Consider the following 25,876-nt stretch of genomic DNA (forward strand, 5'->3'; position numbering starts at 1 on the left):
GGACGGTCCGGGCGGGTAGAAACGAGGGATGATTCGGGTGTTCCTCCTCGACGACCATGAGGTCGTCCGCCGTGGCCTTGCCGACCTGCTGCAGAGCAGCGGTGACATTGAAGTGGTCGGTGAGTCCGGCTCCGCGCAGGAGGCGGCGCGCCGTATTCCCGCCCTCCGGCCGGACGTGGCGATCCTCGACGCCCGGCTGCCCGACGGCAACGGCATCGACGTGTGCCGCGACGTCCGGGCCGTGGACTCGTCGATCAAGGGACTGATCCTCACCTCGTACGAGGACGACGAGGCGCTCTTCGCCGCGATCATGGCGGGGGCGGCCGGGTATGTGCTCAAGCAGATCCGCGGCACCGACCTGGTCGACGCCGTGCGTCGGGTGGCGGCCGGTCAGTCGCTGCTCGACCCGGCGATCACCACCCGGGTGCTGGAGCGCATCCGCAGCGGCGTCGAGCAGCCCCGCGAGCTGAAGACGCTCACCGAGCAGGAGCGCCGGATCCTGGAGTACGTGGCCGAGGGGCTGACCAACCGGGAGATCGCCGGCAAGATGTTCCTCGCCGAGAAGACGGTGAAGAACTACGTCTCCAGCGTGCTGGCCAAGCTGGGCCTGGAGCGGCGTACCCAGGCCGCCGTGCTGGCCACCCGGTTGCTCGGCAAGACCCACTGACCGCCGGCGCGGCCGCGCCGGCCCGCCGGGGCAGTGCTCCGGCCCGCCCGGAGACGGCCCGCCCGGAGACGGCCCGCCCGGAGACGGCCCGCCCGGACGGCGGGCCGGCGACTGCGCTCAGTCGCGCAGCGGCACGCACCAGGACAGCTCGGTGCCGTGCGGATGCACCGGGCGTACCTCGAACTCGCCGCCGTGCCGCTCGGCCCGCTCCCGCAGGTTGATCAGGCCGCCCCGGGCGGCGGCCGGGTCACAACCCTTGCCGTCGTCGGTGACCGTCACCGCGACTCGACCGGCGTCCACCCGGACGGCGACCGCGACCCGGCTGGCCTCGGCGTGCCGGACCGCGTTGGAGAGCGCCTCCCGCAGCACCGCGGTCAGGTCCGGCCGGACCGAGTCGGGCACCGCGCTGTCGATCGGCCCGTCCAGCTCCACGGCGGGTCGGAAGCCCAGCGACGCGGCGGCCACGTCGACCGCCTCCCGGATCTCGGTGCGCAGCGCCGCGCTCATCGGGGTACGCAGCTCGAAGATGGTGCGCCGGATGTCGCGGATGGTGGCGTCCAGGTCGTCGACGGCCGCGTTGATCCGCTTGGCCACCTCGGGCCGGGCGTTCATCGCGCCGCTCTGCAGTTGCAGGCCGGTGGCGAAGAGCCGCTGGATCACCACGTCGTGCAGGTCGCGGGCGATCCGCTCGCGATCCTCCAGGACCACCAGCAGCTCGCGTTCCTCCTGGCCGCGGGCCCGTTCCATGGCCAGCGCCGCCTGGCCGGCGAAGCTGCCCAGCAGCTTCACGTCGTCGTCGGGGGTCCGCGCCGCGTCTGGCCGGTGGGCGATCACCAGCACACCGTGCAGGGTGGCCGCCGCGGCGAGCGGCGAGACCACCGCCGGGCCGGCGACCACCGGCACCGGCCACGGGGCCGCCTCGGCCAGGTTCTCCACCCGCTCGTGCCGGTGCTCGATGACCGGGCCGGCGAAGCTCGTCTCCTCGGCCGGCAGCACCGCGCCGACCAGCTCCTGAGCGGCGTCGTCGGCCGAGTCGACGACCTCGACAGTGAACTGGCCGGCGTCCTCGTCGTAGAGCAGCACCAGGGCCAGTTCCGCCTCGGCGACCTCCCGGGCCCGGCGGGCCACCAGGGCCAGCGCGTCGGTACGGCGGACCTCGCCGAGCAGCACCGAGGTGATCTCGGCGGTGGCGGCCAGCCAGCGCTCCCGCCGGTGGGCCAGCGCGTAGAGCCGGGCGTTCTCGATCGCCACACCCGCCGCGGCGGCCAGCGCGACCACGATCTCCTCGTCGTCCTCGCTGAACTCGGGAGCGCCCTGCTTCTCGGCGAGGTAGAGGTTGCCGAAGACCTGGTCGCGGATGCGCACCGGCACGCCGAGGAAGCTGTGCATCGGCGGGTGGTGCGGCGGGAAGCCGTACGACTTGGGGTGCTGGGTGATGTCCGGCATGCGTACCGGGCGGGGCTCGTCGATGAGCAGGCCGAGCACACCCCGCCCGTGCGGCAGGTCGCCGATCTTCGCGTGCAGCTCCGGGTCGATGCCGTGGATGATGAAGTCGTGCAGCATCCGGTCGGACCCGATCACCCCGAGGGCGCCGTACCGGGCACCGACCAGTTCGCACGCCGCCTGCACGATCCGTTGCAGGGTGCTGCGCAGGTCGAGGTCGGAGCCGATGCCGACCACCGCGTCGAGCAGGGCGCGCAGCCGCTCCCGACTGGTCACCACCTCGCCGACCCGGTCCAGCATCTCCTGGAGCAACTCGTCGAGCCGAACCCGGGACAGCGGGCTCAGCCCGAGCGAGGGCAGGTGGTCGTTGCGGGGGTTCGGTGCGCTGGGAGCCACGCAGGCGATGCTATCGCCCGGTGACCGCCCGGCACGAGCCCGTCACGGGCGCTCGTCGCGTACCGCCGAGGTGTCCACCACCTGTGCGACGTCGAGCCGCGGCGTGTGCGGCGGGCCGGCGTGCGTCGGGTCCGCGAGCCCCAGCCGCATCGAGAGGTACGGAAAGCCCAGGTCCGAGAGGATGTGGCGGAGTGCCTGCCGGGTGCCGTCGACCTCCACCACGCCGCTGAGCGGCAACAGGGACACCCCGAGCCGGGTCGCGGTGAGCCAGGCGGCGGAGAGCGCCTCACCGGCGCGCAGCCAGCTGTCCGGTTCGTCCTCCGAGCCCCAGAGGATCGCGTAGACGGCCGCCCGGTCGTGCCCGGGGCCGACCGGCAGGGTGCCCGGGCGGCCGAAGTCACGGCCCGGGACGGTGGTCTGCGGGGCCTGTTCGGGCAGCACCTCCGGCGGCAGCCCGGTGCCGGTCCCGGCCCGGCTCGTCCAGTACGCCAGCTCCTGCAGCAGTTCCGGATTGCCCGCCTCGACCGCGGCGGCCTGCTGGGCGGCGCTGGCGAGCTGGATCTTCTGGGTGTCGTCGAGAATCTGGAGGTTCACGCCCTCGCGGCTGGCCGCCCGGTCGATCTCGTCGAGCGTGGCGTCGGGGATCGGCTCGTCGCTGACCGGCCGCCGGTCGGTGTGGCGTACCTGCATGCACTGCACCAGGTGCATGGCGTTCGGGTCCGCCCCGGTGTGCGTGAAGCCGGTAAGCCGGGCCAGCAGGTCCGGTCGGGCCGGGTCGGGCATGCGCTCCACCAGCGCCGTCCAGCCCTCGGCGGCCAGCGCCACCCGGGCGTGGTGCAGTGCGGCGCCACAACTGATCGCCAGCAGCCGGCCCTCCGGGTCCATGGCGCTGAGCCGGCGGTCCTGGACCACCCGCAGCTCGAGTGCGTCGGGTAGGACCGTCCAGCGCCACGGCTGGGTGTTGTGCACCGAGGGGGCGTGGCCGGCCATCCCGGCGGCCTCCGCGAGCGCGGTGGTCAGCGGGCGGTCCGTAGCCGGCGTCTCGTGGCTCATCGTCACGACCTTTCCGTTTCTCCCCATCGTGCCCCACCCCGACGGTCCCGGGGCGGGATGCGCCTCCCATCCTTCTTCATTGCCCGGTGCGACGCACGGTACGCAGGTCCCGTCGCGTGAGCACTTCGGCCCGCCCGATTCCTCCGGATCCGCCGCACCTCCCGGCCGCCGCTGCGACGATCCGCAGGTGAGGCAGGAGCAGCGGGAGTGCGTTCCGGAGCGGCCGGTCGGCCGGCACCGGGTCGACTGGCGGGAGTGGGCGCCGCTGACCCTGCTGACCCTGGCGGTGCTGCTCGGGGCGGGGCTGTGGTCCGCCGGCTGGCGCGGCGCCGCCGACCTGGTCTGGACGGCGGTGACCCTGGTCGCCCTGCTCCCGGCGGCCTGGGCGGTGCTGCGGCAGCTCTGGCGCCGGCAGTTCGGGGTGGACGTCATCGCGGTGCTGGCGCTGGCCGGGGCGCTCGTCGTGCGCGAGTACCTGGCCGGCGCGGTGATCGCGGTGATGGTGGCGACCGGCCGGGCGCTGGAGACGTACGCCCAGCGCCGGGCCACCCGTGACCTGCGGGCGCTGCTCGAACGCGCGCCCCGGCAGGCCCGCCGGCGGACGGCGGACGGCCGGATCGAGGTGGTCCCGCTGGACCGGGTCGCGGCCGGCGACCGACTGCTGGTCGGCCCCGGTGACGTGGTGCCGGTGGACGGGACGCTCGACGCCGCCGCCACCCTCGACGAGTCGGCGGTGACCGGCGAGTCGCAGCTGGTGGACCGGGCCGCCGGTGAGCAGGTGGCCAGCGGCGTGGTGAACTCCGGCGCGGCGGTCGGGCTGCGGGCCACCCGCAACGCGGCGGAGAGCACGTACGCGGGGATCGTCCGGCTGGCCGAGGAGGCGACCGCCCGCAAGGCGCCGATGGTCCGGCTCGCCGACCGCTACGCGGCGGCGTTCGTGCCGTTCACCCTGCTGCTGGCGGGGCTGGCCTGGCTGCTGTCCGGGCAGTTCATCCGGGCGGTGGCGGTGCTGGTGGTGGCCACCCCGTGCCCGCTGCTGCTGGCCACCCCGATCGCGATCGTGTCGGGGCTGTCCCGGGTGGCCCGGCGGGGGGTGCTGGTCCGCGACGGTGGCTCGTTGGAGCTGCTGGGCCGGGCCCGGACCCTGCTGGTCGACAAGACCGGGACGCTCACCGCCGGAAAGCCGCGGGCGGCCGAGACGGTGGTGGCCCCGGGCGGGGACCGGGACGAGGTGCTGCGGCTGGCCGCGTCGGTCGAGCAGCTCTCCCCGCACGTGCTGGCCGTCGCGCTGGTGCGCCAGGCCCGCGAGCGTGGGCTGGCGTTGGCCGAGCCGTCGGACGTCACCGAGGAGCCCGGGCGCGGGGTCGACGGGCGGGTCGACGGCCGCCGGGTGCGGGTCGGTCAGCTCGCCGGGGAGCCGCCGGAGTGGGCGCGGCTGGCCCGGGAACGCGCCGAACTCGCCGGCTGGTCCACGGTCTGGGTGAGCGACGAGCACGGTCCGCTGGGCGCGATCCTGCTGGAGGACCCGGTCCGCCCCGACGCCCGGCGCACGGTGCGGCGGCTGCGCGAGGCGGGGCTGCAACGGCTGGTGATGCTCACCGGGGACCGGCCCCGCACCGCCGACCAGGTGGCCCGGGCGGTCGGGGTGGACGAGGCGCTGGCCCAGTGCTCCCCGGAGGAGAAGGTGGCCCGGGTGAAGGCCGAGTCGGCCCGGGCGATCACCGTGATGGTCGGCGACGGGGTCAACGACGCCCCGGCGCTCGCCGAGGCGCACGTCGGGGTGGCGATGGGCGCCACCGGGGCGACCGCCTCGGCGGACGTGGCCGACGCGGTGCTCACCGTGGACCGGCTGGACCGGCTCGCCGACGCGGTGGAGATCGCCCGGCACGCTCGCCGGATCGCGGTGCAGAGCGCCACCGTCGGGATGGGGCTGGCCGTGCTGGCGATGCTGGTCGCCGCGGCCGGCCGGCTGCCCCCGGTCGGCGGCGCCTTCCTCCAGGAGGGCATCGACGTCCTGGTGATCCTCAACGCGCTGCGCGCCCTGACCGGCGGGCTGCGCCGCCGGGACGTCCCGCCGGGCACCCGCGAACTGCTCGACCGGTACGCCGGCCAGCACGCCGGGGTGCGCGACGTGCTGGCCCGGGTACGCGACACCGCCGACCTGGTCGCCACCCGCCCGGACGCCCCGGAGTGCCTGCCGGCGCTGCGGGAGACCCACCGGCGGCTCACCGACGAGGTGCTGCCGCACGAGAGCGCCGAGGAACGGCAGCTCTATCCGGCGCTGGCCGGCCCGCTGGGCAGCGAGGAGGCGACGTCCACGATGAGCCGGGGGCACCTGGAGATCCGCCGGCTGGTCGACCGGATCGGCGGGCACCTGACCCAGACCGCGGACGGGCGGATCCGCCCGGACCAGGTGCCCGACCTGCTGGCCAGTCTGTACGGCCTGGACGCGGTGCTCCGGCTGCACCTGGCCCAGGAGGAGGAGGACTACTTCTCCCTGAACCCGGCCGAGGGCACCCCGGGCGACGGACGCTGACCGCTCGCGGCCCGGTCAGCGTTCCCGGGCCACCGCCACCGGACAGTGGGCGTGCTGGATGAGCTGCTGGCCGACCGAGCCGAGCAGCATCCCCCGCAGCCCGCCCCGGCCCCGGCTGCCCACCACCACGAGCTGGGCGTCCCGGCTCGCCTCGACCAGGGTGGCGGCCGGTTGGCCGGGCATGACGTCCACGGTGACCGGCAGCTCCGGGAAGGTCTCCCGCCACTGGGCGAGCGCCTGCTCGACCGCGGACCGCTCCTCGGCGGCGGTCGCCTCGGCGTCGTAGTCCGACGGCCGCCACCGGTCGCCCGGCGGCTCGAAGACCCGGACCACCCGCAGCGGCACCTCCCGCTGGGCGGCGCGCTCCACCGCGAAGCCCAACGCCACCCGGGACTCCTCGGAGCTGTCGAAGCCGACCACCACCGGGCCGGCCGCCCCGGCCTGCGCCTCCCGAACGACCACCACGGGGCAGTGCGCGTGCGCGCTCACCGCCACCGCGGTGGAGCCGGCGAGCAGCCCGCCGAAGCCGCCGTGGCCCCGACTACCCAGCACCAGCAGGCTCGCCTCGGCGGACCGTTCCTCCAGCACCAGGGCGGGCGGGCCGTCGAAGACCTCCCCGTGGACCGTGATCCCCGGCCGCGCCGCCGAGGCGTCCGTCGCCGCCTTGCCGACCAGCTCCTCCACCTGCCGGCGGGCCGTCTCGTCCGGCCAGATCCCGGGCGCCACCCCAGGACCGATCCAGCCGGCCACGGTCAACCACTCGAAGACGTACGCCAGGCGGACGGGCCGGCCGCTGCGCTCCGCCTCGGCGAGCGCCCAGTCCAGGGCCACCGTCGCGTCGGCGGAGCCGTCGTAGCCGACCAGGATCTCGCCTTCGGCCGGATCGCCGGTCTGCCGTCCGCCGCGACCGGCGGGCGTGCTCACTGCCCGCTCCGCACTGCGGGGTCGGTCTCCCGGATCCACCGCCACTCGGCGACCCGGGGGTCGTCCTCGCCGTAGGCGCGGGTGTAGTCGCGGCAGGCCTGCCGGGCGTCGATCATCTCCTGGCGCAGGTGGGCGGCGCGCGAGGCCAGCCCGGGCACCCGGTCGATGACGTCGATGACCAGGTGGAACCGGTCCAGGTCGTTGAGCATCACCATGTCGAACGGCGTGGTGGTGGTGCCCTCCTCCTTGTAGCCGCGCACGTGCAGGTTGTTGTGGTTGGTGCGCCGGTAGGTGAGCCGGTGGATCAGCCACGGGTAGCCGTGGTAGGCGAAGATGATCTGCTTGTCGCGGGTGAAGATGGTGTCGAACTCGTTGTCCGGCAGGCCGTGCGGGTGCTCCGACGGCGGCTGGAGGCGCATCAGGTCGACCACGTTGACCACCCGCACCTTCAGTTCGGGCAGGTGCTTGCGGAGCAGGTCGGCCGCGGCGAGGGTCTCCAGCGTGGGCACGTCGCCGGCGCAGGCGAGCACGACGTCCGGTTCCTGGCCGTCGTCGCTGCTGGCCCAGTCCCAGATGCCCAGGCCGCGCCGGCAGTGCTGGACCGCCTCGTCCATGGCGAGCCAGTTCGGCGCCGGCTGCTTGCCGGCCACCACCACGTTGATGTAGTGCCGGCTGCGCAGGCAGTGGTCCATGGTGGAGAGCAGCGTGTTCGCGTCCGGCGGCAGGTAGACCCGGACCACCTCGGCCTTCTTGTTCATCACGTGGTCGATGAAGCCGGGGTCCTGGTGCGAGAAGCCGTTGTGGTCCTGCCGCCAGACGTGGCTGGAGAGCAGGTAGTTCAGCGAGGCGAGCGGCTGCCGCCAGGGGATGCCCCGGGTCACCTTCAGCCACTTGGCGTGCTGGTTGACCATCGAGTCGACGATGTGGATGAAGGCCTCGTAGCTGGTGAAGATGCCGTGCCGGCCGGTGAGCAGGTAGCCCTCCAGCCAACCCTCGCAGAGATGCTCGGAGAGCACCTCCATCACCCGGCCGTCGGGGGAGAGGTGGTCGTCGCCGGGCACCGTGCCGGCGACGAACGCCCGGTCGGTGACCTCGAAGGCCGCGCCGAGCCGGTTGGAGGCCACCTCGTCGGGGCCGAAGAGGCGGAAGGTCTGCGGGTTGGCGGTGATCACGTCGCGGATCCATTTGCCCAGCTCGCCGGTGGCCCCGACAGCGGGCTCACCCGGCTGCTTCACGTCGACCCCGTACTGGCGGAAGTCCGGCAGGTGCAGGTCGCGCAGCACCGTGCCGCCGTTGGTGACCGGGTTGGCGCTCATCCGCCGCTCACCCCTGGGCGGCAGCGAGGACAGCTCGGCGACGGGGGCGCCGGTGGCGTCGAAGAGCTCCTCCGGCCGGTAGCTGCGCAACCAGCGCTCCAGCTCGGCCAGGTGCTCCGGGTTCTTTCGCACCTCGTCGATGGGCACCTGGTGCGCGCGGTAGGTCCCCTCGACCTGCTTGCCGTCGACCTGGGCGGGGCCGGTCCAGCCCTTCGGCGTGCGCAGGATGATCATCGGCCAGCGGGGGCGCTCGACGGGGCCGCCGGAGCGGGCCCGGCGCTGAATCTCGGCGATCTCGTCGCAGGCCCGGTCCAGGGTGGCGGCCAGGAGCTGGTGCACCTTCTCCGGCTCGTCGCCCGCGACGATGTACGGCTGGTAGCCGTAGCCACGCATCTGGGCGAGCAGGTCGTCGGTGGGGATCCGGTCCAGCACGGTCGGGTTGGCGATCTTGTAGCCGTTGAGGTGCAGGATGGGCAGCACCGCGCCGTCGCGGGCCGGGTTGAGGAAGACATTGGACAGCCAACTGCCGGCCAGCGGGCCGGTCTCCGCCTCACCGTCGCCGATCACGCAGGCGACCAGCAGGTCCGGGTTGTCGAACGCGGCGCCGTAGGCGTGGCTCAGGGCGTACCCCAGCTCGCCGCCCTCGTGGATCGAACCCGGCACCTCCGGCGCCACGTGGCTCGGGATGCCGCCGGGGAAGGAGAACTGCCGGAACAGCCCGGCCATGCCCGTCTCGTCCCGACCGATCGAGTGGTAGAGCTCGCTGTAGGTGCCCTCCAGCCAGGTGTTCGCCACCAGGGCCGGGCCGCCGTGGCCGGGCCCGGTGACGAACATGGCGGACAGGTCACGGTTGACGATGACCCGGTTGAGGTGCGCGTAGAGCAGGTTCAGGCCGGGGCTGGTGCCCCAGTGGCCGAGCAGCCGCGGCTTGACGTGCTCGGGGGCCAGCGGTTCACGCAGCAGCGGATTGTCGAGCAGGTAGATCTGCCCGACGGTGAGGTAGTTCGCCGCCCGCCAGTAGGCGTCCAGCCGGCGCAGCTCGTCATCGGTCAGGGGGCTGTGCAGGTCGAGAGCGGTGTCCATGCTGCAAAAGCCTCTCGCGGGTCGGGGGGTTCTGCACCCGGAAGCGGGATTTCGTCCCGGGCCGGTCCAGCTTCGCGTCCCGGGCCGGGCGCCGATCAGGGCCGTAGGTCCCGGGCCGTGAGGGCGTCATGCCCCGGCCGGCGCGGCGGAGACCAGTCCACGAACGACGATGACCGGTGCCGGCGAGTGATAGAGCAGGGTCTGGCTGACCTCGCCCAGCATCCCGCGCCACGGCTCGTCGCCGCGCGCGCCGACCATGGCGACCTGGGCGGACCGGGACTGCTCGACCAGCACCGTGCCGGGGTCGCCGCGGACGGTGTGGCACTCCGCCGCCACCGACCGGTACGGCCGTCCGGCCCGGGCCACCGCCTCGGCGAGCAGCGCGTCCACGTCGCCGTCCGGGCGGCCCGGCTCCGTCACCCACACCGCGATGATCCGGGCCTGCCGCCGGGAGGCGCAGTCGAAGGCGAAGTCGAGCGCCGCCCGCGCGCTCTCCGATCCGTCCACCCCGACCAGCACCGGGCCGGGCGGCGGTGGCTCGGGGCGGGCGACCAGGACCGGGCAGCCGGCCCGGGCGGCGAGCTGCACCGCGAGCGCGTCGGCCGGTACGCACTCCTGGCAGCCGGCCATCCCGCCGTCGCCGATCGCCACCAGGAAGGCCGTCTCGGAACGGCGGATGAGCGCCGTGAGCGGGCTGCCCTCGACGATCTCGCCGCGGACCGACACCCCCGGGTCGACCTCGTTGGCCACGGCCGCGGCGCGGGAGATCAGCTCGTCGGCCGCGGCCCGCGCCCCGGCCACCGAGGGCGCGGTCAGCGCGGCCTCCCAGTTGAACGCGTGCAGCAGGGCCAGCTCCCGGCCGTGTTCGGCGGCCTCCCGGGCGGCGGCCCGGACCACCTCCAGGTCCTGCCGCGAGGGGCCGACGCCAGCGACCACCGGCGCGCCGGCGGATCCGGTCATCCGGCTCACCTCCCGGGCGCCCCGCACGGTACGGCCACGCCGTCCCCACCGACGCTAGTCGCGACGGCGGGGCGGCGGGGTCGGATCGGGCGACCCGGCTCAGCGGAACTGGAACCGGTTGACCGCGTCGAAGACCCGGGCGCCGAGCAGTCGGCGGGTGTGCACCATCGCCCAGGCGGCGGCGGTGACCACGTAGCGGGTGCGCGGACGGCCGGCGGTCACCGCCCGCTCGATCACCGCGGCCACCGTCTCCGGCGTCGCCGCGAGCATCCTGTTCGAGTACGACTCGGCCATCGCCGCGTCGACCGAGGCGACCATCTTCCGGTACGGCCCGGCCGGGTCCGCGCCGGCGCCGAGCGACTCGGCGGCCACCGCCCCGAAACCGGTGCGGATCAGGCCCGGCTCGACGATCGTCACGTCGATGCCGAACGGCCGCACCTCCTGCCGCAGCGCGTCGGAGATCGCCTCGACCGCGTACTTGCTGGCGTGGTAGTAGCCGCCGCCGGGAAAGACCAGCCGGCCGCCCATCGAGCTGATGTTGACGATCCGGCCCCGGCCGGCTCGGCGCATCCCGGGCAGCACCAGCTGGGTGAGTCGGCTGAGACCGAAGACGTTGGTCTCGAACTGGGCCCGGACCCGGTCCATCGGGGTCTCCTCGATCGGGCCGTACTCGCCGTAGCCGGCGTTGTTGATCAGCACGTCGACCTGGCCGTGCTCGGCCTCGATCGCGGCGACGGCGGCGCGCATCGAGGCCTCGTCGGTGACGTCGAGGGGGAGCAGCCGGACGCCGGCGTCGGCGAGGTCGGCGATCGCCTCGACCTTGCGGGCGGTGGCGTAGACGGTGAGCTCCGGCCGGCGGGCGAGCTGGCGCACGGTGGCGCGGCCGATGCCGGAGGAGGTGCCGGTGATCAGGACGGTCGTCATGACGGGGCTCCAGGGTGGGTGAGCCCGGCGACGACCAGCGCGACGCCGTCGCGCAGCCGCTGCCGGGGCAGGTCAGGGTCGGTGAGGTCGGCTTCCAGGCCGCGGGTCAGCGCGACCAGCACGTCGGCGACCGCGCGGGCCCGGGGCCCGGCGACGTCGGCGAGGACATCGGCCACCACGTCGGTCAGCTCCCGGGTGTACGCCTCGACGAGGTCGCCGGTGAGCTTGGTGCTGGTGTCGAGCAGCTCGGCGGCGTGCCGACTCTCCCGGTGCAGTCGCAGGGTCAGTTCGAGCTTGGCGCCGAGCACGGCGTGCAGTCGCTGGGTGGGCGACGCCGCCGGGTCGGTCGCGGCGGCCCGGGCCTGGTCGAGGGACTCGGCGAAGAGCCGTTCGGCGAGGCGTCGGTAGGCGTCGTCCTTGTTGCGGACGTACTGGTAGACGGCGGGGCGCGACATGCCGGCCGCGGCGGCGATGTCGTCCATCGTCGTGCGGCGCACCCCGTGCCGGGTGAAGCACTCGTAGGCGGCGGCGAGGATGGCGTCCAGCCGTTCGTTCGACATGCTGACAATATCTGCACATCTTGTCAGCACGTCAAGAGTGTTCGCCGTGACGGGTGGAGATGGGTGGGGCTCAGAGGGTGGCGGGATGCACCCGGAGCACGACGGCGGTGGCGTTGTCGTGGCCACCGTCGTCCAGGCTGGCGGCGAGCACCTCCCGGACCGCTCGCGCCGGGTCACGGTCGGCCAGGAACTCCCGCAGCAGGTGGTAGTCGACCTGGTCGCTCACCCCGTCGGTGCAGAGCAGCCAGGTGTCGCCGGGGCGCAACGGGACGGCGGCAACGTCCGGATCCGGGGAGTCGGGATGGCCGACGTAGCGCAGGAGCTGGTAGCGGGCCCGGTCGGCGGCGGGGGAGTTCGCCGGGTACCAGCCGTGCAGCAGCCCGAGCCAGGCGGCGGTGTGGTCGACGGTGATCAGTTCGAGCACGCCGCCGCGCATCCGGTACGCCCGCGAGTCGCCGAGCTGGACGATCCAGGCCTGTTCGCCGTCCGGCTCGACCAGCAGGGCGGTCAGCGTGCAGCCGGTCAGCTCGGCCAGCCGGGCGCCGGCGGTGCGTACCCGCGACCGGGCCTCGGCCACCGCGGCGCGCAGCCGGCGCGGCCCGATGGCCGGCCAGTCGGTCCGGACCGCCTCGACCATCGTGCGCATCGTGGTGGTGCCGGCCACCCGGCTGCCCTCGCCGGCGCCCATGCCGTCGGCGACCGCGACGAACGGCAGCTCCGGGTCGACGTGCAGCACGTCATAGTTCTCCCGGTAGCGGTGGCCGACCACGCTCCCGCCGACGGCCTCCAGCGTCACGGGTCCGGCCGTGACGCGGCATTCGACCAGGTCGGGGCGGTTGCCGGTGGGACGTCGGAGCACCAGCGGACGGTAGCACCGGGGAGCTTTTCCGCCGGGATGTCCGGTGTCGTGTTCCCGGCCGCCCCACGGGCGCTGTCAACGAGGGTTGACAGTGGCCGCTCGTCAACGTAGGTTGACACCATGAGTCAGGCGACGGAACTCGCGGCGGCCGCCGGCAGCACCGACCCCCGGGTCGGCCTGCGTGCGGTCCTCGCCCTGCGCCGGCTCCTCGAACGGCTCGAGGTGGTCCAGGTGGACAACGCCCGTCGACAGGGCTGGTCCTGGCAGGAGATCGCCGACGCGCTCGAGGTCAGCCGGCAGGCGGTCCACAAGAAGCACGCCGGGCGACCGGCGGTCCGAGGTACCTGGGAGGCGTGATGTTCGAACGGTTCACCGACCGGTCCCGCACGGTCGTCCGACGGGCGGTCGAGGAGTCCCGGGCCGAGGGGCGACGTCCCGTCGGCACCGAGCACCTGCTGCTCGGCGTCCTCGCCGACGCCGACAACCTGGCCGTGCGGGTGCTCGCCGACGCCGGGGTACGCGCCGACGACCTACGCGCCGCCGTCGCCCGGCACACCGCCCGCGGCGACACCGGCCTCGGCGAGGCGGACGCCGCCGCGCTGCGCGAGATCGGCATCGACCTGGCGGCCATCGTCGCCCGGATCGAGGAGTCCTTCGGCCCGGACGCGCTGCGCGAGGCGGTCCCGCCGCCGCGCCGCCGGTGGGGCCGCCGGCGCCCCGACGACGGGCGGTTCTCGCCCCGGGCGAAGAAGGTGCTGGAGCTGTCGCTGCGCGAGGCGATCCGGCTGCGCCACCACCACATCGGCACCGAGCACATCCTGCTCGGGCTGCTCCGGGAGGGCGGCGGGCTCGGCGCGCTGGTCCTGACCGAGGCCGGCGTGGACCTCGACGACCTGCGGCGCCGGGTCGAGGTCGCGCTGCGGACGGCGGCCTGAGGCGTGGACGACGCGCAGCGGTGAACGGGCCAACCGGTGGCGGCCGCGTTGAAACCTCTTTGCGGCACAGGCAACCTTCCGCCATGTCGGCTCGCTGACTGCCCGAATCTGCTGCACACTTGCGCCGTGGATGGTGGAGAGCAGAAGCGCCCGGTGACCGCTGGTGAGGCCGCGCCGCGCTCCGCGGTGGTGGTGAACCCCGTGAAGGTGACCGATCTCGACGACTTCCGTCGGACCGTCAACGAGGCCCTCGCCGCCGCCGGCTGGCCCGAGCCGGCCTGGCACGAGACCACCGTCGAGGATCCCGGCCGGGGGCAGACCGAGCAGGCCGTCGCCGATGGCGCCGAGGTCGTCTTCGCCTGCGGGGGCGACGGCACCGTGATGGCCTGCGTCAGCGCCCTGGCCGGCACCGACACCGCGCTGGCCGTGCTGCCCCAGGGCACCGGCAACCTGCTGGCCGCCAACCTCGGCCTCTCCAACGACCTGGCCGCCGGCCTCCAGGTCGCCGTCGAGCGCGGCATGCGCCGGCTGGACGTCGGCGTGGTGGGCGACCAGTGCTTCGCGGTGATGGCCGGGATGGGCTTCGACGCGCAGATGCTCGACTCCACCTCCGAGACGACCAAGAAGCGGATCGGCTGGCCGGCGTACATCGTGGGGGCCGCCAAGCACCTGCGGGACCGGCCGATGCGGGTCACCATCGCCATCGACGACCAGCCGCCGCGCCGCCGTCGCGCCCAGTCCGTGCTGGTCGCCAACGTCGGCCGGTTGCAGGGCGGGGTGCGGCTGCTCACCGACGCCGAGCCCGACGACGGCTGGCTGGACGTGGCCGTGCTCACCCCCCGTACCCTGCGGCACTGGCTGGCGATGGGCTGGGCGCTGATGCGCCGGCGCGGCAGCGTGCCCCGGATGGAGGTGTTCCGGGCCCGCACCGTCGAGATCACCAGCAATCGGGCGCAGCCCCGCCAGCTCGACGGCGACCTGATCGACCCGGGTCGCAGCCTGAAGGCCGAGATCAGGCCCGAGTCGCTCTGGCTCTGCGTGCCGCGTCCCGAGCGGGACCCGGATCTGGCGTACGACGCCAGCGCGGCGGCGAAGCGCGGTGAGCGGCTGGTCGAGGAGGCCCGCCGTGAGTAGCACCAAGCTGGTCCCCGAGACCCGGCTGATGGCGCAGGACGAGCTCTCCGCCGACGACGCCTGGCGCACCCTGCGCCGGCAGGGCGGTTGGTGCCTGCTGCGGGACGCCTTCATCCGGTTCCGCTACGGCGACGGGTTCAGCCACTCCCGGGCGTTCGCCCTGCAACTCTGCCTCGCCGTGGTGCCGTTCATGATCGCGCTGACCGGTCTGATCACCGACCTCGGCGTGGAGGAGGGCGGCCAGGTGGTCGCCGACACCCTGCTGGCGCTCACCCCCGGGCAGAGCGAGCAGATGGTGCAGGAACTGCTCGGCGACGGGGAGCGCACCGAACGCGCCGGCGAGCTGGCGCTGAGCCTCGGTCTGCTCACCGGGCTGATCGCGCTCACCACCACCATGGCCCAGATCGAACGCGGCGCGAACCGGATCTACGGGGTCGAACGGGACCGCCCGGCCCTGGCCAAGTACGTCCGGGCCGCGATCCTCGCAGTGACCGCCGGCGTACCGGCACTGATCGGCTTCCTGATCCTGGTCGGCGGCGGGGCGATGGGCGACTCCGTGCAGCGGCACTACGAGTGGGGCGGGTTCGCCGACGGGGCCTGGGACGTCATCCGGTGGCCGTTGAGCCTCGGGCTGACCGTGCTCGCCGTGGCGGTGCTGTTCCGGCGCGCGCCCCGCCGCCAGCAGCCGGGGCTGTCCTGGCTCCTGTTCGGCGCCGGCATCGCCACCGTCCTGTGGTGGCTGGCCAGCGTGGCGCTCGCCGCGTACGTCAAGCTCAGCGGCGGTTTCGGGCAGACCTACGGCGCGCTGACCGGGATGATGGCCCTGCTGCTCTGGGCCAACCTGACCGGGATGGCGCTCTTCGGCGGGCTGGCCTTCGCCGCCCAACTGGAGGCGATGCGGATCGGGGTGCAGGAGCCGGCCAAGCCGGACCTGTGGGAGCCCGAGGCCGAGCGGCAGGAGACGTTGGACACCGGGGAGATGACCTCACTCTGACCCGACGCGCGGCAGCCCGGTGTACGCGCAACGCCGATCGGGTACAGCGCCTCGCCAGAGGACAAGGGAGGTGCGGAGTGACCGCGGTCAAGGAGACTACGGCCCGACGGCCGCTCGGCCATTTCGCCGAACGAAGCATCGCCGGGCTGCTGGTGATCGCCGGCGCGGGCGTCGCGTTCGGGCTGCTGCTGATGCTGGTCCGGTTCAAGTGGGGCCCGCTCTACCGCGCCGACCACGAGGCGGCGGAGTGGTTCAACGGGCTGGTCGCCCCGCACCACGCGCTGGTCACCGTGCTCCAGGCGATCACCGACCTGGGCGGGCGGCCGGTGCTGATCTGGCTGGTCACGATCGCCGTGGTCGGCCTGTTGATCCGCCGCCAGTCCCGGCTGGCGGTCTACCTGATCATCACCGGGGTGGGCGGGCTCATCCTCGACCCGTCGCTCAAGGCCATCGTCGGCCGGCTGCGCCCGGTGGTCGATGTGCCCGTGGCCAGCGCCCCGGGCAACAGCTTCCCCAGCGGGCACGCGCTCGGCTCGTTCGTCGCGTACGGGGCGCTGCTGCTGGTCTTCCTGCCGGCCATGGCGCCGCGCTGGCGCAAGCCGGCGATCGGGATCGTCGCCTTCCTGGTGGTGCTGGTCGGGCTGACCCGGATCGCGCTGGGCGTGCACTTCGTCTCCGACGTGCTCGCCGGCTGGCTGCTCGGGGCGGCATGGCTCGGCGTCACCGCGTACGCCTTCCGGCTCTGGCGGCGCGAGCGCGGCCGCCCGGTGCCGCCGCTGTCCGAGGGGCTGGAGCCGGAGGCCGGCGAGGAGATCAGCCCGGCCCCGGACGAGGAGCACGTGCTGGCCCACCCCCGCTCGGCCGTCGCCGAGCTGCTGGTCGGCTGGGTGCTGGTCTTCGGCGCGCTCTACGCCTTCGGCATGTACGTCAGCTACCACGCCAAGGGCACCGTCTTCGACACCCTCGACACCGACGTGCCGCGGTGGTTCGCCGACCGGCACACCGACACCCTCACCGACCTGAGCTGGTGGTGGAGCAAGTTCGGCGACACCCACGCGATCCTGCTGGTCTCGCTGGTCTTCTGCCCGCTGGTGCTGGCGATCTGGCGGCGCTGGCGCCCGGTGCTCTTCGTGGTGCTGGCCATGTTCGGCGAGTTGAGCCTCTTCCTGGCCTCGGCCCGCGCGGTCGAGCGGCCCCGCCCGCAGGTGGAGAACCTGGACGGGCAGATGCCCACCTCGTCCTTCCCGTCCGGGCACATCGCGGCGACCATCTGCCTCTGGTCGGCGATCGCCATCATCGTGTTCGCCCGGACCGACCGCTGGTGGCGGTGGCTCTTCGTGGCGATGGCGGTGATCATGCCGGTCGGGGTGGCGGTCTCCCGGATGTACCGCGGCATGCACCACCCCACCGACTTCATGGGCGCGATCCTGCTCAGCGCGCTCTGGATCGGGTTGCTCTACTGGGTGGTCCGACCCAACGCCGACGTGCACGCGGGCAACCGGCCGGCGATCGAGTCGGAACAGGTCGGCGAGCTCGACGACGAGCTGGCCAAGGCCGCCCGGCCGGAGTGACGTACCGCCGATGCTGCGGGTGATGACCTGGAACATCCGGACCGGTGGCCGGGACCGCACCGGCCCCGGCCGGCTGGACCGGGTGGTCCGGGTCGTCACCGCCCAGGGGCCGGACGTGCTGGCCCTGCAGGAGCTGCGCGGCTTCGACCGCGGCGGGCTGCTGGCCGAGGTGGCGGGCCGGGTGGGGATGATCCCCCACCTGGCCCGTTCCTGGGTCGGGCAGCCGGTGGCGGTGCTGGTCCGCCCGCCGTGGCGCACCCTGGCGGCGGGGCCGCTGCGCCGCCCCTTTCACCACGCGGCGCAGCGGGTGGTGCTGGCCACCGACGTCGGGCCGCTGACGGTGCTCAGCGCGCACCTGGACCCGTACACCGGGGTGCGGCGGTTGCTGGAGGCCGGTTGGCTGGCGGCGGCGACCCGCCGGGGGGAGCTGGCCCTGCTCGCCGGTGACCTGAACACCCTGGAACCGGGCGCCGACCACACCGAGCGGGTCGCCCGGCTGCCGGCGGCGTACCGGCGGCGGCACCTGCGCCGGGACGGGCGCACGGTGGAGACCCGGGCGGTGGGCGGGCTGCTCGCGGCCGGTCTGGTCGACCTGTGGGCGGCGACGGGCGCGCCCCCGGACGAGGGGCTGACCGCGCCCACCCGGCACGGCGGTGGCGCGGAGTTCTCCGGGATGCGGCTGGACTACATCTTCGGCACCCCGGCGCTCGCGGCCCGGCTGCGGTCCTGCCGGGTGGTGCGCGGCGGCGATACCGAGTACGCCTCCGACCACTACCCGGTCCTCGCCGAGCTGGACCTGGATCCCGCCTGAACGGCCGTGCAACCGGATCGGGTTCCGGCGCCATCCGTACGGTGAAGACGCCGACGTCCGGGACGGGGAGTGGTCGATGCACGCCACACAGCGGCAGGAGTACGTGGAGTTCGTGACGGCGGTGACGCCGAGGCTGCGGCGGACCGCGTACCTGCTGACCGGGGGTGACGCGCACCGGGCCGACGACGTCGTGCAGCAGACCCTCACCCACCTCTACGTGAAGTGGGGCCGGGCGCGGGGCGCCGACGACCTCGGCGCGTACGTGCACCGGATGCTGGTGAACGCGTTCCGGCAGGAGCGGCGTTCCCGCTGGTTCGGCGTCCAGTTGTTCGACCGGGCACCGGAACCGGTGCCGCGGGGTGCGCCTCCGGGGTCGACCGACGGTGTGGCTGACGCGGTGTCGGTGCGGGCCGCGCTGGCGGCGGTGCCGCCGGGACAGCGGGTGGTGCTGGTGCTGCGGTTCTACGCCGACCTGAGCGTGGAGCAGACCGCCGAGGTGCTGCACTGCTCGACCGGGAACGTGAAGAGCCAGACCGCCCGGGGGCTCGCCGCGCTGCGCCGGGAACTGCCGCTGGGCGAGACGACGGGGGTGACCCGATGAACGGCACCGAGGAGACCCTGGTCCGGGGCATGCTGCACCGTGCCACGGCCGACCTGTCCCCGGGGGAGTTGACCCCGGAGCGGCTGGTGGTCGCGGGGGAGCGGGCGGTATGGCGGCGTCGGCGGCGGACGGTGGGGTCGGCGGCGGCGGTGACGGCCCTGGCGCTGCTGGGGGTCACCGTCCTGCTCGGCGTACGACCGGCCGGCCCCCCGGCCGACCGGGTCGGCCCGCCCGCGGCGAGCCCGACGGCGGCGTGGCCGACGGTGGCGCCCACGTCGTTCGACCCGGAGCAGCGCGCCTTCCGGCTCGGCTGGCGCCCGGACGGTCTGACCGACGAGGCGTTCACCGGTGGCCCGTCCCGCCAGGAGCTTTATCTCGCCTCCGGGACCGGGCCGGCCGACCGGCGGGTCACGGTGAAGGTGGGTGCGCGTGGCTACGAGGTGTTCCACCTGCTCACGGGCCAGCAGACCTCTAGCCGCACGCCGGGGCAGCAGACCGGGCCCGGCGTGTCCACCGACCCGGTGCAGGGCCACGACGCCTGGATGTACACCAGCCCGACGGGGCACGACGTAACGCTCTCCTGGCAGTACGCCCCTGACGGCTGGGTCGTCGTTTCCGCGAAGGACGCCGAGCGTCCCGCCGAGGTGGCCCGGCGGGTGGCCGAGGGACTGACCTGGGAATCGGAACCGGTCACGGTGCCGTTGGCGCCGATCCGGACCCCGCAGGGTGCCCGGCTGGAGGGCGTGGCTGTGGACTCCCGGTCCGGCCGGTGGAACGGGGTCCACCTCAACTATGCAGCCGGCGCGACGGACGAAGACGGATTCTCCATCGCGGTCCGTCGGGACAGGCCGGGAAGGAGAGGCACGGCCACCACCGTAGCCGGGCGGCCGGCCTGGTTCGGCGACCCCACGCCCGGCATCGGCGTCTACCAGGTGGCCGAGTTGTCGGCCGCCTGTTCGCCCTGCTACGCGGAGGTGACGGTCTTGCCCGGCGGCCTGGCCGTGCTCGGCGGCCGCGCCGCCGCCCTGCGGTTCGCCGCCTCGGTCCGGCTGGTCGACGACCCGGACGACCGGAGCGGCTGGCGCCCGCTGTGAGCGCCCGCGGCCGGCCCGCACCGGGCCGGCCGCCCCGCTCAGAGGAACAGGTTGAGCAGGACGGTCAGCACGACCGAGGCGAGGATCGAGAAGAGGATCATCAGGAGGCAGCCGAGGCCGCCGCCGAGCGGTCGCACTTCCGTGTTGCCGATGCGCATGGGTTCACCTTGTCAGGGTCGGGGTGAGCAGGGTGCGGATCGCGTCGGCGACCTGCGCCGGCGCGGTGGTGACCACGTTGTGCGCGGCGCCCGGCACGGTGACCAGCCGGGCGTCGGGCACCAGCCGGGCCACCTCGGCGCGCCAGCGGGCCGGGACGACGGTGTCCTTCGCTCCGGCCACCACCAGGGTGGGGACGGTGATCCGGACCAGGTCCTCCTCGACCGGGTGGTGCACGGAGTGGGAGACGGTGGCGGCGACCCGCCAGGGGCGGGCGTCCCAGACGTCGCGGAGCAGGATCGGCGTCTGGAGCTTGGCCTCGACGACGGTGTCGACCAGCCAGCGGCCGACCAGTCCACGCCGGGAGCGGGCGGTCGGGTCGCTGGTCGGGCCGGCGAGCACCAGCGCGCCGACCAGCTCCCGATGGCGTACGGCCAGCGCGGCGGCCACCTCGGCGCCGTACGAGTGGCCGAGCAGGCAGACCGGCGGCAGCCGGTACGCGGCCAGCCAGGCGGCCAGCCAGTCGGCGTGCTCCCGCGCGTCGTACGCCCGGCCGGGGCGGTCGCTGAGGCCGAAGCCGGGCAGGTCCGGCACGTACACCGGATGGGTCGCCGACAGCGCGACGGCCAGCGGGGTGAGGTAGCGGTGCGAGACGGCCAGCCCGTGCACCAGTACCACCGGTGGGGCGCCGGTGCCCGGGTCGGCGGTCCGGCGGGTGTGCGTGCGTACCCCGTCGACCAGCCGGAACTCGCTGATCAGGCCGGCGGCCGGGCGGGGCGCGGCGAGTGCGGCGCGCAGCTCGGCCGGGCCGAAGCGGCCGGATCGGGTGAGCGGCGGCCGGTCCCGCCCCGGTGCGGTCGGCGGGGCGGGCGGGGTCGACCGGGTGAGGCTCACAGCTCGCGGAGCCTGGGGAGCAGCTGCTCCTGGGCCCAGTCCAGGAACATCGGCTGGGTCTCCCCGCCGACCTGCACGATCGCCACGTGGGTGAAGCCGGCGTCGACGAACTTCTTGAACGCCTCGACGTGCTTGTCGACGTCGGGGCCGCAGGAGATGCCCTCGGCGACGTCCTCCTCGCGGACGAACTGGGTGGCGGCGGCGAAGGCGTCCGGGTCGGGCAGGTCGGCGTTGACCTTCCAGCCCATGCCGAACCAGCGGAACTGGTCGTGTACGAGCTTGCGCGCCTCGGCCTCGTCGGGGCCGTAGCAGATGGCCACCTGGCCGTAGCGGGGGCGCCCGATGCCGCCCGCGTCGTCGTACAGCTCCATGATGTGCGGGTCCGGCTCGGTGGCGACGATGCCGTCGGCGTACTCGGCGGCCAGCGCGGTGGACGACGGCCCGGAGGCGGCGACGGCCATCGGGACGGGCCGGTCCGGCCGGTCCCAGAGGTACGCGTCGGGCACGTCGAAGTGGTTGCCGGAGAAGGTCAACGTCTCGCCGTTGAGCAGCGGGCGGATGATCTGGAGCGCCTCCTCGAACATCTCGTGCCGCTGCTGCACGTGCGGCCAGCCGCCGATCACGTGCTCGTTGAGGTTCTCGCCGGCGCCGAGGCCGAGGGTGAACCGGCCGTCGGAGAGCGCGCCCATGGTGCTGGCCTTCTGCGCCACCACGGCCGGGTGGTAGCGGCGGATCGGGCAGGTCACGAAGGACATCAGCTCGGCCCGGCTGGTGGCGTGGGCGACGGCGCCGAGCACCGACCAGGCGTACGGGGCGTGGCCCTGGGAGTCCAGCCACGGGTAGTAGTGGTCGGAGATGACCAGCTGGTCGAAGCCGGCCGCCTCGGCCCGTACCGCATAGTCGACCAGCTGCTTCGGGCCGGCCTGCTCGCACATCAGGGTGTAGCCGACGGTGACCATTGGTTTCTCCTTCACCTCTGGCGGATCGTCCTCCGATACCCCGGCGGGCGCTGGTCAACCGCCGCCGTCCGGTACGGGCGCGAGCCGGATCCGGGCCCTTGACGTGCGCTCAATGCCGGCCTAAGGTCCGGCCTTAACCGGTTCAGGCCGGTGGCGTTCACATCCTGTGGTGGGGATGACCGCCCCTGCGGCGGCCCACGGTCGGCGTGGGCGGCCGCAGGCCGTCCCGGCGGATGGGCGGTGAACTTAACCGGTTGCCTTCCAGGTTCCATCGGCCTAGGCTGATGCCTGCGCTGCCACGGAGCCGGGCGGCGGCTGTCGGGCTGCAGCCGCGCGCCACACCGTCGCCACCATCGCCGACCCCGCCAGGGCACGGGGTCGTTCGTCCCTGAGGAAAAGCCCATGAAGAAGCGACTCTCCGTCGCCGGCGTCGCCCTGCTCACCGTCCTCGCCGCCGTCTTCGCCTTCGGCCAGCCGGCCCACGCCGCGGCCGGCTTCTCGGTCGCCAACGGCAAGCTCTACGACGCCAACGGCACCGAGTTCGTGATGCGCGGCGTCAACCACGCGCACACCTGGTACCCGCAGCAGACCAGTTCCTTCGCCAACATCAAGGCCCTCGGCGCCAACACCGTGCGGGTGGTCCTCGCCAGCGGCGACCGCTGGACGAAGAACAGCGCCGCCGACGTCGCCAACGTCATCTCGCTCTGCAAGGCCAACCGGCTCATCTGCGTGCTGGAGGTGCACGACACCACCGGCTACGGCGAGGACGGCGCGGCGACCACCCTGAACCGGGCCGTCGACTACTGGCTGAGCATCGCCAGCACCCTCGCCGGCCAGGAGAAGTACGTCATCCTCAACATCGGCAACGAGCCGTACGGCAACCAGGGCTACGGCTCCTGGGCCACCGACACCGCGAACGCGGTCAAGCGGCTGCGTTCCGGCGGCATCGCGCACACCATCATGGTCGACGCCCCGAACTGGGGTCAGGACTGGTCGTTCACCATGCGTGACAACGCCGGCACGGTCTTCAACGCCGATCCCGCGAAGAACACCGTCTTCGACATCCACATGTACGGCGTCTTCGACACCGCCGCCGAGATCACCGACTACCTGGGCCGCTTCCGCAGCGCCGGGCTGCCCATCGTGGTCGGCGAGTTCGGCTTCAACCACTCGGACGGCAACCCGGACGAGGACACCATCATGGCCTACAGCCAGGCCAACGGGATCGGCTACCTGGGCTGGTCGTGGAGCGGCAACGGGGGCGGCGTCGAGTACCTCGACATGGCCACCGCCTTCGACCCCAACCGGCTGACCAGCTGGGGCCAGCGGATCTTCAACGGCGCCAACGGCATCAGGGCGACCGCGCGGGAGGCCTCGGTCTACTCCGGCACCACCCCGACCACGCCGCCGAGCAGCCCGAGCCCGACCACCAGCCCCACGACTAGCCCCAGCCCGACCACGCCGCCGACGACCACGCCGCCGCCGAGCGGCGGCTGCACGGCCAGCTACACGATCGTGAACTCGTGGCAGGGCGGCTTCCAGGGTGAGATCAGGGTGACCGCGGGTTCGGCGGCCATCAACGGCTGGTCGACGACGTGGACGTTCACCGGTGGCCAGACGATCAGCCAGTCCTGGAGCACGACGCTGAGCAACAGCGGGTCCACGTACACCGCCCGCAACGTCGACTACAACGGCCGGCTCGGCGCCGGCGCCAGCACCACCTTCGGCTTCATCGCCAGCTGGAACGGGGCCAATGCGATCCCCGCGGTGAGCTGCGCCGCGAGCTGAGGCACGTCGCCGCATCGGTGGCCGGGTCCGCACGGACCCGGCCACCTCTCTCCGGGTACGACCACCGGGGTGACGCCTGAGGCCGGGGAACCCCGCCGTCGGGGCTCCCCGGCCCGGTCACCAGCCGGTCCAGAGCCAGTCCGCGCAGTCCGGCCAGACCCGGGGCAGCGCCTCGGCGACGACGCCGGCGAAGGCCACCGTGGCCTCGTGCGAGGCGTAACCGACCCAGTCGAGATGCTCGTCGCTCCACAGTCCTTCGGCGCCGTCGTAGACCGGGTCGAGCAGCTCGACCGCCAGCCGGTGCCCCGTGCCGTCCTCCCGCAGCTCGGTGACCCGCGCCCGACCCAGCCCGGTCAGCGTCCGGCGCACCGCGGCCACCCCGTCCGCCGCCCACATGCTCTCCGCGCGCAGGATCAGCACGCCGGGCGGGACCGGCTCGTCCGTCAGCGGGTGCCAGTACGGCCCTCGCACCCCCCACCGCCGCGCCAGCCGGCCCCGCTGCGCGGCGGCCTCTGCCGGGGCGAGGACCCGCCGATAGGGGAGCGGATCGGCCGGCGGGACGGCATCGGACCGCCAGCCCCGGACGACCGAGGCGAACCGTTCCCGCTCGTCCGCCGCCGCCGCCTTTCCCCGGCGATCCATCGGTTCCGTCAGCTCGGACCGCGCGTTCCCGGCGGCCCGCAGCAGCGCGGCGAAGACCAGGTCCGGCGGTGGCAGGTCGTCGGGATCGAGCCGCTCGATCTCCACCAGGATGGCGTCGACCACGTGGTACCGGGAGAAGAGCTGCACGGCGTCCGGGGTGTAGCGGAAGCCGTCCCACGCCATGCCGTCGTTCGGCAGCGCGGCGTACCTGCCGGTCAGCTCCGCGTACCGTCCGGCCAGGTGTCGACGGGCCGCCAGGTGCAGTGAGCCGGATTCCACGAGCGCCATTCTGCTCCTGGCGGGGCTCGCCGGTCAGTGGCCGGCGTCGTCCGTCCCGGCGAGCCGGGCCGCCCGCATCAGCAGGTAGTGCTGCTCCGGGCGGCTGCTGGTCCGCCCGGCCGCCGCCCGGTAGTGGGCCACCGCGCGCTCCCGGTCGCCGGCCATCTCGTACAGGTGGGCCCGGGCCGCGTCGAGGCGGTGCTGCCCGGCGAGGCGGGCGTCGACGTCCAGCGCGGCGAGCGCGTCGAGGCCGGCGGCCGGCCCGTGCACCATGGCGGTGGCGACCGCCCGGTTGAGCGCGACCACCGGGCTGGCGGAGAGCCGCTCCAGCACCTCGTACAGGGCGAGGATCTGCGGCCAGTCGGTGTCCGTCGCGGTGGCCGCCTCGTCGTGCAGCGCCGCGATCGCGGCCTGGAGCTGGTACGGCCCGACGGGTCCCCGGGTCATCGCCCGGGTGACCAGCGCGGTCCCCTCGGCGATCAAGTCGGCGTCCCACCGGCCGCGGTCCTGCTCGGCCAGGGAGATCAGCTCGCCGGCCGGTCCGGTCCGGGCGGCGGCCCGGGCGTCGGTGAGCAGCATCAGCGCGAGCAGGCCGGCGACCTCGCTGTCGTCGGGCAGCAGCGCGTGCATCGCCCGGGTCAGCCGGACCGCCTCCTCGGAGAGGTCCACCCGGCGCAGCGCCGCGCCGACGCTGGCGGTGTGCCCCTCGGTGAAGACCAGGTAGAGCACGTGCAGCACCACGGCGAGCCGGGCCTGCCGCTCCGCCTGCTCGGGCATCCGGAACGGCACGCCCGAGTCGCGGATGCGCTGCTTGGCCCGGCTGATCCGCTGCGCCATGGTGGCCTCGGGGACGAGGAAGGCGCGGGCGATCTCGGCGGTGGTCAGCCCGCCCACCGCGCGCAGGGTCAACGCGATCGCGGAGCTGGTGGAGAGCGTGGGATGGCAGCAGAGGAAGAGCAGCACCAGGGTGTCGTCGGAGTCGGCGGCCGGCTCGTCCGCCGCCGGCGCGACCCACCGGGCGTCCGGTTCCCGGCGACCGGCCAGGTCCTCGCGACGCCGCCGGGCCACCTCCGAGCGGACCAGCTCGATCATCCGCCGGTGGCCGACCTGGATCAGCCAGCCGCGCGGGGTCTCCGGCACGCCCTCGACCGGCCACTGCGTCGCCGCCGCCAGCAGCGCCTCCTGGGTCGCGTCCTCGGCGTCGGCGAAGTCACCGAACCGGCGGGCGAGCACGCCGAGGACCTGCGGCGCCAGCTCGCGCAGCAGGTCCTCGACGGGGCGCTCCGGGGTGTCCAGG

22 protein-coding genes and 2 pseudogenes are annotated in these 25,876 nt (G+C 74.1%); 12 read left to right on the top strand and 12 right to left on the bottom strand.

The genetic code is table 11. The annotated features are described in order from the left end of the window. Positions 1-28: 28 nt before the first annotated feature. On the top strand, positions 29-667 hold the full coding sequence (locus tag AC5RWQ_RS01310) for a response regulator (RefSeq protein ID WP_334485331.1): 639 nt from the start codon (positions 29-31) through the stop codon (positions 665-667). A 117-nt stretch (positions 668-784) separates the two neighbouring features. Here the strand turns inward: AC5RWQ_RS01310 and AC5RWQ_RS01315 are convergent, their stop codons facing one another. Together AC5RWQ_RS01315 and AC5RWQ_RS01320 are read right to left on the bottom strand one after the other, a co-directional pair. Beyond that, a complete protein-coding gene (locus tag AC5RWQ_RS01315) occupies positions 785-2,410 on the bottom strand; it encodes a sensor histidine kinase (protein WP_494281143.1) in 1,626 nt (541 codons plus the stop codon). 138 nt (positions 2,411-2,548) lie between these two features. Then, entirely contained in the window at positions 2,549-3,559 is a 1,011-nt protein-coding gene (locus AC5RWQ_RS01320; RefSeq protein WP_494280894.1) for an Acg family FMN-binding oxidoreductase, read from the bottom strand. Positions 3,560-3,746: 187 nt separating this feature from the next. On the opposite strand from AC5RWQ_RS01320, the gene AC5RWQ_RS01325 reads away from it, so the two are divergent. Then, a complete protein-coding gene (locus tag AC5RWQ_RS01325; RefSeq protein ID WP_494280895.1) occupies positions 3,747-6,095 on the top strand; it encodes a heavy metal translocating P-type ATPase in 2,349 nt (782 codons plus the stop codon). Between the two features lie 15 nt (positions 6,096-6,110). Here AC5RWQ_RS01325 and AC5RWQ_RS01330 read toward each other — a convergent pair whose 3' ends face one another. The 6 genes from AC5RWQ_RS01330 to AC5RWQ_RS01355 all read right to left on the bottom strand — a co-directional run bounded on the left by AC5RWQ_RS01330 (position 6,111) and on the right by AC5RWQ_RS01355 (position 12,721). Further along, positions 6,111-7,019, bottom strand: coding sequence for a universal stress protein (locus AC5RWQ_RS01330; RefSeq protein WP_494280896.1), 909 nt, complete (start codon positions 7,017-7,019; stop codon positions 6,111-6,113). Then, positions 7,016-9,418: a phosphoketolase family protein gene (locus tag AC5RWQ_RS01335; RefSeq protein ID WP_494280897.1), complete on the bottom strand. Its 2,403-nt coding sequence runs from the start codon at positions 9,416-9,418 to the stop codon at positions 7,016-7,018. The genes AC5RWQ_RS01330 and AC5RWQ_RS01335 overlap by 4 nt, the downstream gene beginning before the upstream one ends. Positions 9,419-9,544: 126 nt before the next feature. Continuing rightward, positions 9,545-10,378, bottom strand: a complete 834-nt coding sequence (locus AC5RWQ_RS01340) for a universal stress protein (protein WP_494280898.1) — start codon at positions 10,376-10,378, stop codon at positions 9,545-9,547. A gap of 99 nt (positions 10,379-10,477) precedes the next feature. Further along, the gene (locus AC5RWQ_RS01345) at positions 10,478-11,302 is read right to left on the bottom strand and encodes an oxidoreductase (protein ID WP_494280899.1); all 825 of its coding nucleotides are present in this window, start codon (positions 11,300-11,302) and stop codon (positions 10,478-10,480) included. After that, positions 11,299-11,862: a TetR/AcrR family transcriptional regulator gene (locus tag AC5RWQ_RS01350; protein WP_494280900.1), complete on the bottom strand. Its 564-nt coding sequence runs from the start codon at positions 11,860-11,862 to the stop codon at positions 11,299-11,301. The genes AC5RWQ_RS01345 and AC5RWQ_RS01350 overlap by 4 nt, the downstream gene beginning before the upstream one ends. Before the next feature lie 70 nt (positions 11,863-11,932). Beyond that, positions 11,933-12,721, bottom strand: coding sequence for a PP2C family protein-serine/threonine phosphatase (locus tag AC5RWQ_RS01355; protein WP_494280901.1), 789 nt, complete (start codon positions 12,719-12,721; stop codon positions 11,933-11,935). 120 nt (positions 12,722-12,841) lie between these two features. On the opposite strand from AC5RWQ_RS01355, the gene AC5RWQ_RS01360 reads away from it, so the two are divergent. From AC5RWQ_RS01360 to AC5RWQ_RS01400, 9 genes and pseudogenes are all read left to right on the top strand, one after another. Continuing rightward, entirely contained in the window at positions 12,842-13,078 is a 237-nt protein-coding gene (locus AC5RWQ_RS01360; protein WP_334485315.1) for an HTH domain-containing protein, read from the top strand. Beyond that, positions 13,078-13,293, top strand: a pseudogene (locus AC5RWQ_RS01365) (Clp protease N-terminal domain-containing protein); the annotation flags it as partial. The gene AC5RWQ_RS01360 and the pseudogene AC5RWQ_RS01365, both read left to right, overlap by 1 nt. Positions 13,294-13,452: 159 nt before the next feature. Next, positions 13,453-13,656: pseudogene (locus AC5RWQ_RS01370) on the top strand (Clp protease N-terminal domain-containing protein); the annotation flags it as partial. A gap of 126 nt (positions 13,657-13,782) precedes the next feature. Continuing rightward, positions 13,783-14,790 carry a diacylglycerol/lipid kinase family protein gene (locus AC5RWQ_RS01375; RefSeq protein ID WP_494280902.1) on the top strand — a complete coding sequence of 336 codons (1,008 nt, stop codon included), beginning with the start codon at positions 13,783-13,785 and terminating at the stop codon, positions 14,788-14,790. Then, positions 14,783-15,784 (top strand): YihY/virulence factor BrkB family protein, encoded by a 1,002-nt coding sequence (locus AC5RWQ_RS01380; RefSeq protein WP_494280903.1) that lies wholly within the window; start codon positions 14,783-14,785, stop codon positions 15,782-15,784. The genes AC5RWQ_RS01375 and AC5RWQ_RS01380 overlap by 8 nt, the downstream gene beginning before the upstream one ends. Before the next feature lie 77 nt (positions 15,785-15,861). Next, on the top strand, positions 15,862-17,355 hold the full coding sequence (locus AC5RWQ_RS01385) for a phosphatase PAP2 family protein (RefSeq protein WP_494280904.1): 1,494 nt from the start codon (positions 15,862-15,864) through the stop codon (positions 17,353-17,355). Between the two features lie 10 nt (positions 17,356-17,365). Further along, positions 17,366-18,166 (top strand): endonuclease/exonuclease/phosphatase family protein, encoded by an 801-nt coding sequence (locus tag AC5RWQ_RS01390; protein ID WP_494280905.1) that lies wholly within the window; start codon positions 17,366-17,368, stop codon positions 18,164-18,166. A gap of 76 nt (positions 18,167-18,242) precedes the next feature. Next, the gene (locus AC5RWQ_RS01395; protein WP_494280906.1) at positions 18,243-18,767 is read left to right on the top strand and encodes a SigE family RNA polymerase sigma factor; all 525 of its coding nucleotides are present in this window, start codon (positions 18,243-18,245) and stop codon (positions 18,765-18,767) included. Continuing rightward, the gene (locus AC5RWQ_RS01400; protein ID WP_494280907.1) at positions 18,764-19,861 is read left to right on the top strand and encodes a hypothetical protein; all 1,098 of its coding nucleotides are present in this window, start codon (positions 18,764-18,766) and stop codon (positions 19,859-19,861) included. Before AC5RWQ_RS01395 ends, AC5RWQ_RS01400 begins: the two co-directional genes overlap by 4 nt. 162 nt (positions 19,862-20,023) lie before the next feature. On the opposite strand, the gene AC5RWQ_RS01405 is transcribed toward AC5RWQ_RS01400, so the two are convergent. Continuing rightward, on the bottom strand, positions 20,024-20,911 hold the full coding sequence (locus tag AC5RWQ_RS01405) for an alpha/beta fold hydrolase (protein ID WP_494280908.1): 888 nt from the start codon (positions 20,909-20,911) through the stop codon (positions 20,024-20,026). After that, complete coding sequence (locus AC5RWQ_RS01410) at positions 20,908-21,870, bottom strand: TIGR03557 family F420-dependent LLM class oxidoreductase (protein ID WP_494281144.1); 963 nt, start codon at positions 21,868-21,870, stop codon at positions 20,908-20,910. Before AC5RWQ_RS01410 ends, AC5RWQ_RS01405 begins: the two co-directional genes overlap by 4 nt. 402 nt (positions 21,871-22,272) lie before the next feature. Here AC5RWQ_RS01410 and AC5RWQ_RS01415 point away from each other — a divergent pair, with 402 nt between their 5' ends. Continuing rightward, entirely contained in the window at positions 22,273-23,658 is a 1,386-nt protein-coding gene (locus tag AC5RWQ_RS01415; RefSeq protein ID WP_494280909.1) for a cellulase family glycosylhydrolase, read from the top strand. A 117-nt stretch (positions 23,659-23,775) separates the two neighbouring features. On the opposite strand, the gene AC5RWQ_RS01420 is transcribed toward AC5RWQ_RS01415, so the two are convergent. Next, positions 23,776-24,579, bottom strand: a complete 804-nt coding sequence (locus AC5RWQ_RS01420) for a hypothetical protein (RefSeq protein ID WP_494280910.1) — start codon at positions 24,577-24,579, stop codon at positions 23,776-23,778. A gap of 33 nt (positions 24,580-24,612) precedes the next feature. Continuing rightward, positions 24,613-25,875 carry an RNA polymerase sigma factor gene (locus tag AC5RWQ_RS01425; protein ID WP_494281145.1) on the bottom strand — a complete coding sequence of 421 codons (1,263 nt, stop codon included), beginning with the start codon at positions 25,873-25,875 and terminating at the stop codon, positions 24,613-24,615. Position 25,876 lies beyond the last annotated feature (1 nt).

It is taken from the genome of Micromonospora sp. BS32 (assembly GCF_059089345.1).

Coding starts and splice junctions, on each gene's coding strand:
- AC5RWQ_RS01310 (WP_334485331.1), top strand. CDS start 29: ATGATTCGGGTGTTCCTCCTCGACGACCATGAGGTCGTCCGCCGTGGC.
- AC5RWQ_RS01315 (WP_494281143.1), bottom strand. CDS start 2,410: ATGCTGGACCGGGTCGGCGAGGTGGTGACCAGTCGGGAGCGGCTGCGC.
- AC5RWQ_RS01320 (WP_494280894.1), bottom strand. CDS start 3,559: ATGAGCCACGAGACGCCGGCTACGGACCGCCCGCTGACCACCGCGCTC.
- AC5RWQ_RS01335 (WP_494280897.1), bottom strand. CDS start 9,418: ATGGACACCGCTCTCGACCTGCACAGCCCCCTGACCGATGACGAGCTG.
- AC5RWQ_RS01340 (WP_494280898.1), bottom strand. CDS start 10,378: ATGACCGGATCCGCCGGCGCGCCGGTGGTCGCTGGCGTCGGCCCCTCG.
- AC5RWQ_RS01345 (WP_494280899.1), bottom strand. CDS start 11,302: ATGACGACCGTCCTGATCACCGGCACCTCCTCCGGCATCGGCCGCGCC.
- AC5RWQ_RS01350 (WP_494280900.1), bottom strand. CDS start 11,862: ATGTCGAACGAACGGCTGGACGCCATCCTCGCCGCCGCCTACGAGTGC.
- AC5RWQ_RS01360 (WP_334485315.1), top strand. CDS start 12,842: ATGAGTCAGGCGACGGAACTCGCGGCGGCCGCCGGCAGCACCGACCCC.
- AC5RWQ_RS01390 (WP_494280905.1), top strand. CDS start 17,366: ATGCTGCGGGTGATGACCTGGAACATCCGGACCGGTGGCCGGGACCGC.
- AC5RWQ_RS01395 (WP_494280906.1), top strand. CDS start 18,243: ATGCACGCCACACAGCGGCAGGAGTACGTGGAGTTCGTGACGGCGGTG.
- AC5RWQ_RS01400 (WP_494280907.1), top strand. CDS start 18,764: ATGAACGGCACCGAGGAGACCCTGGTCCGGGGCATGCTGCACCGTGCC.
- AC5RWQ_RS01410 (WP_494281144.1), bottom strand. CDS start 21,870: ATGGTCACCGTCGGCTACACCCTGATGTGCGAGCAGGCCGGCCCGAAG.
- AC5RWQ_RS01415 (WP_494280909.1), top strand. CDS start 22,273: ATGAAGAAGCGACTCTCCGTCGCCGGCGTCGCCCTGCTCACCGTCCTC.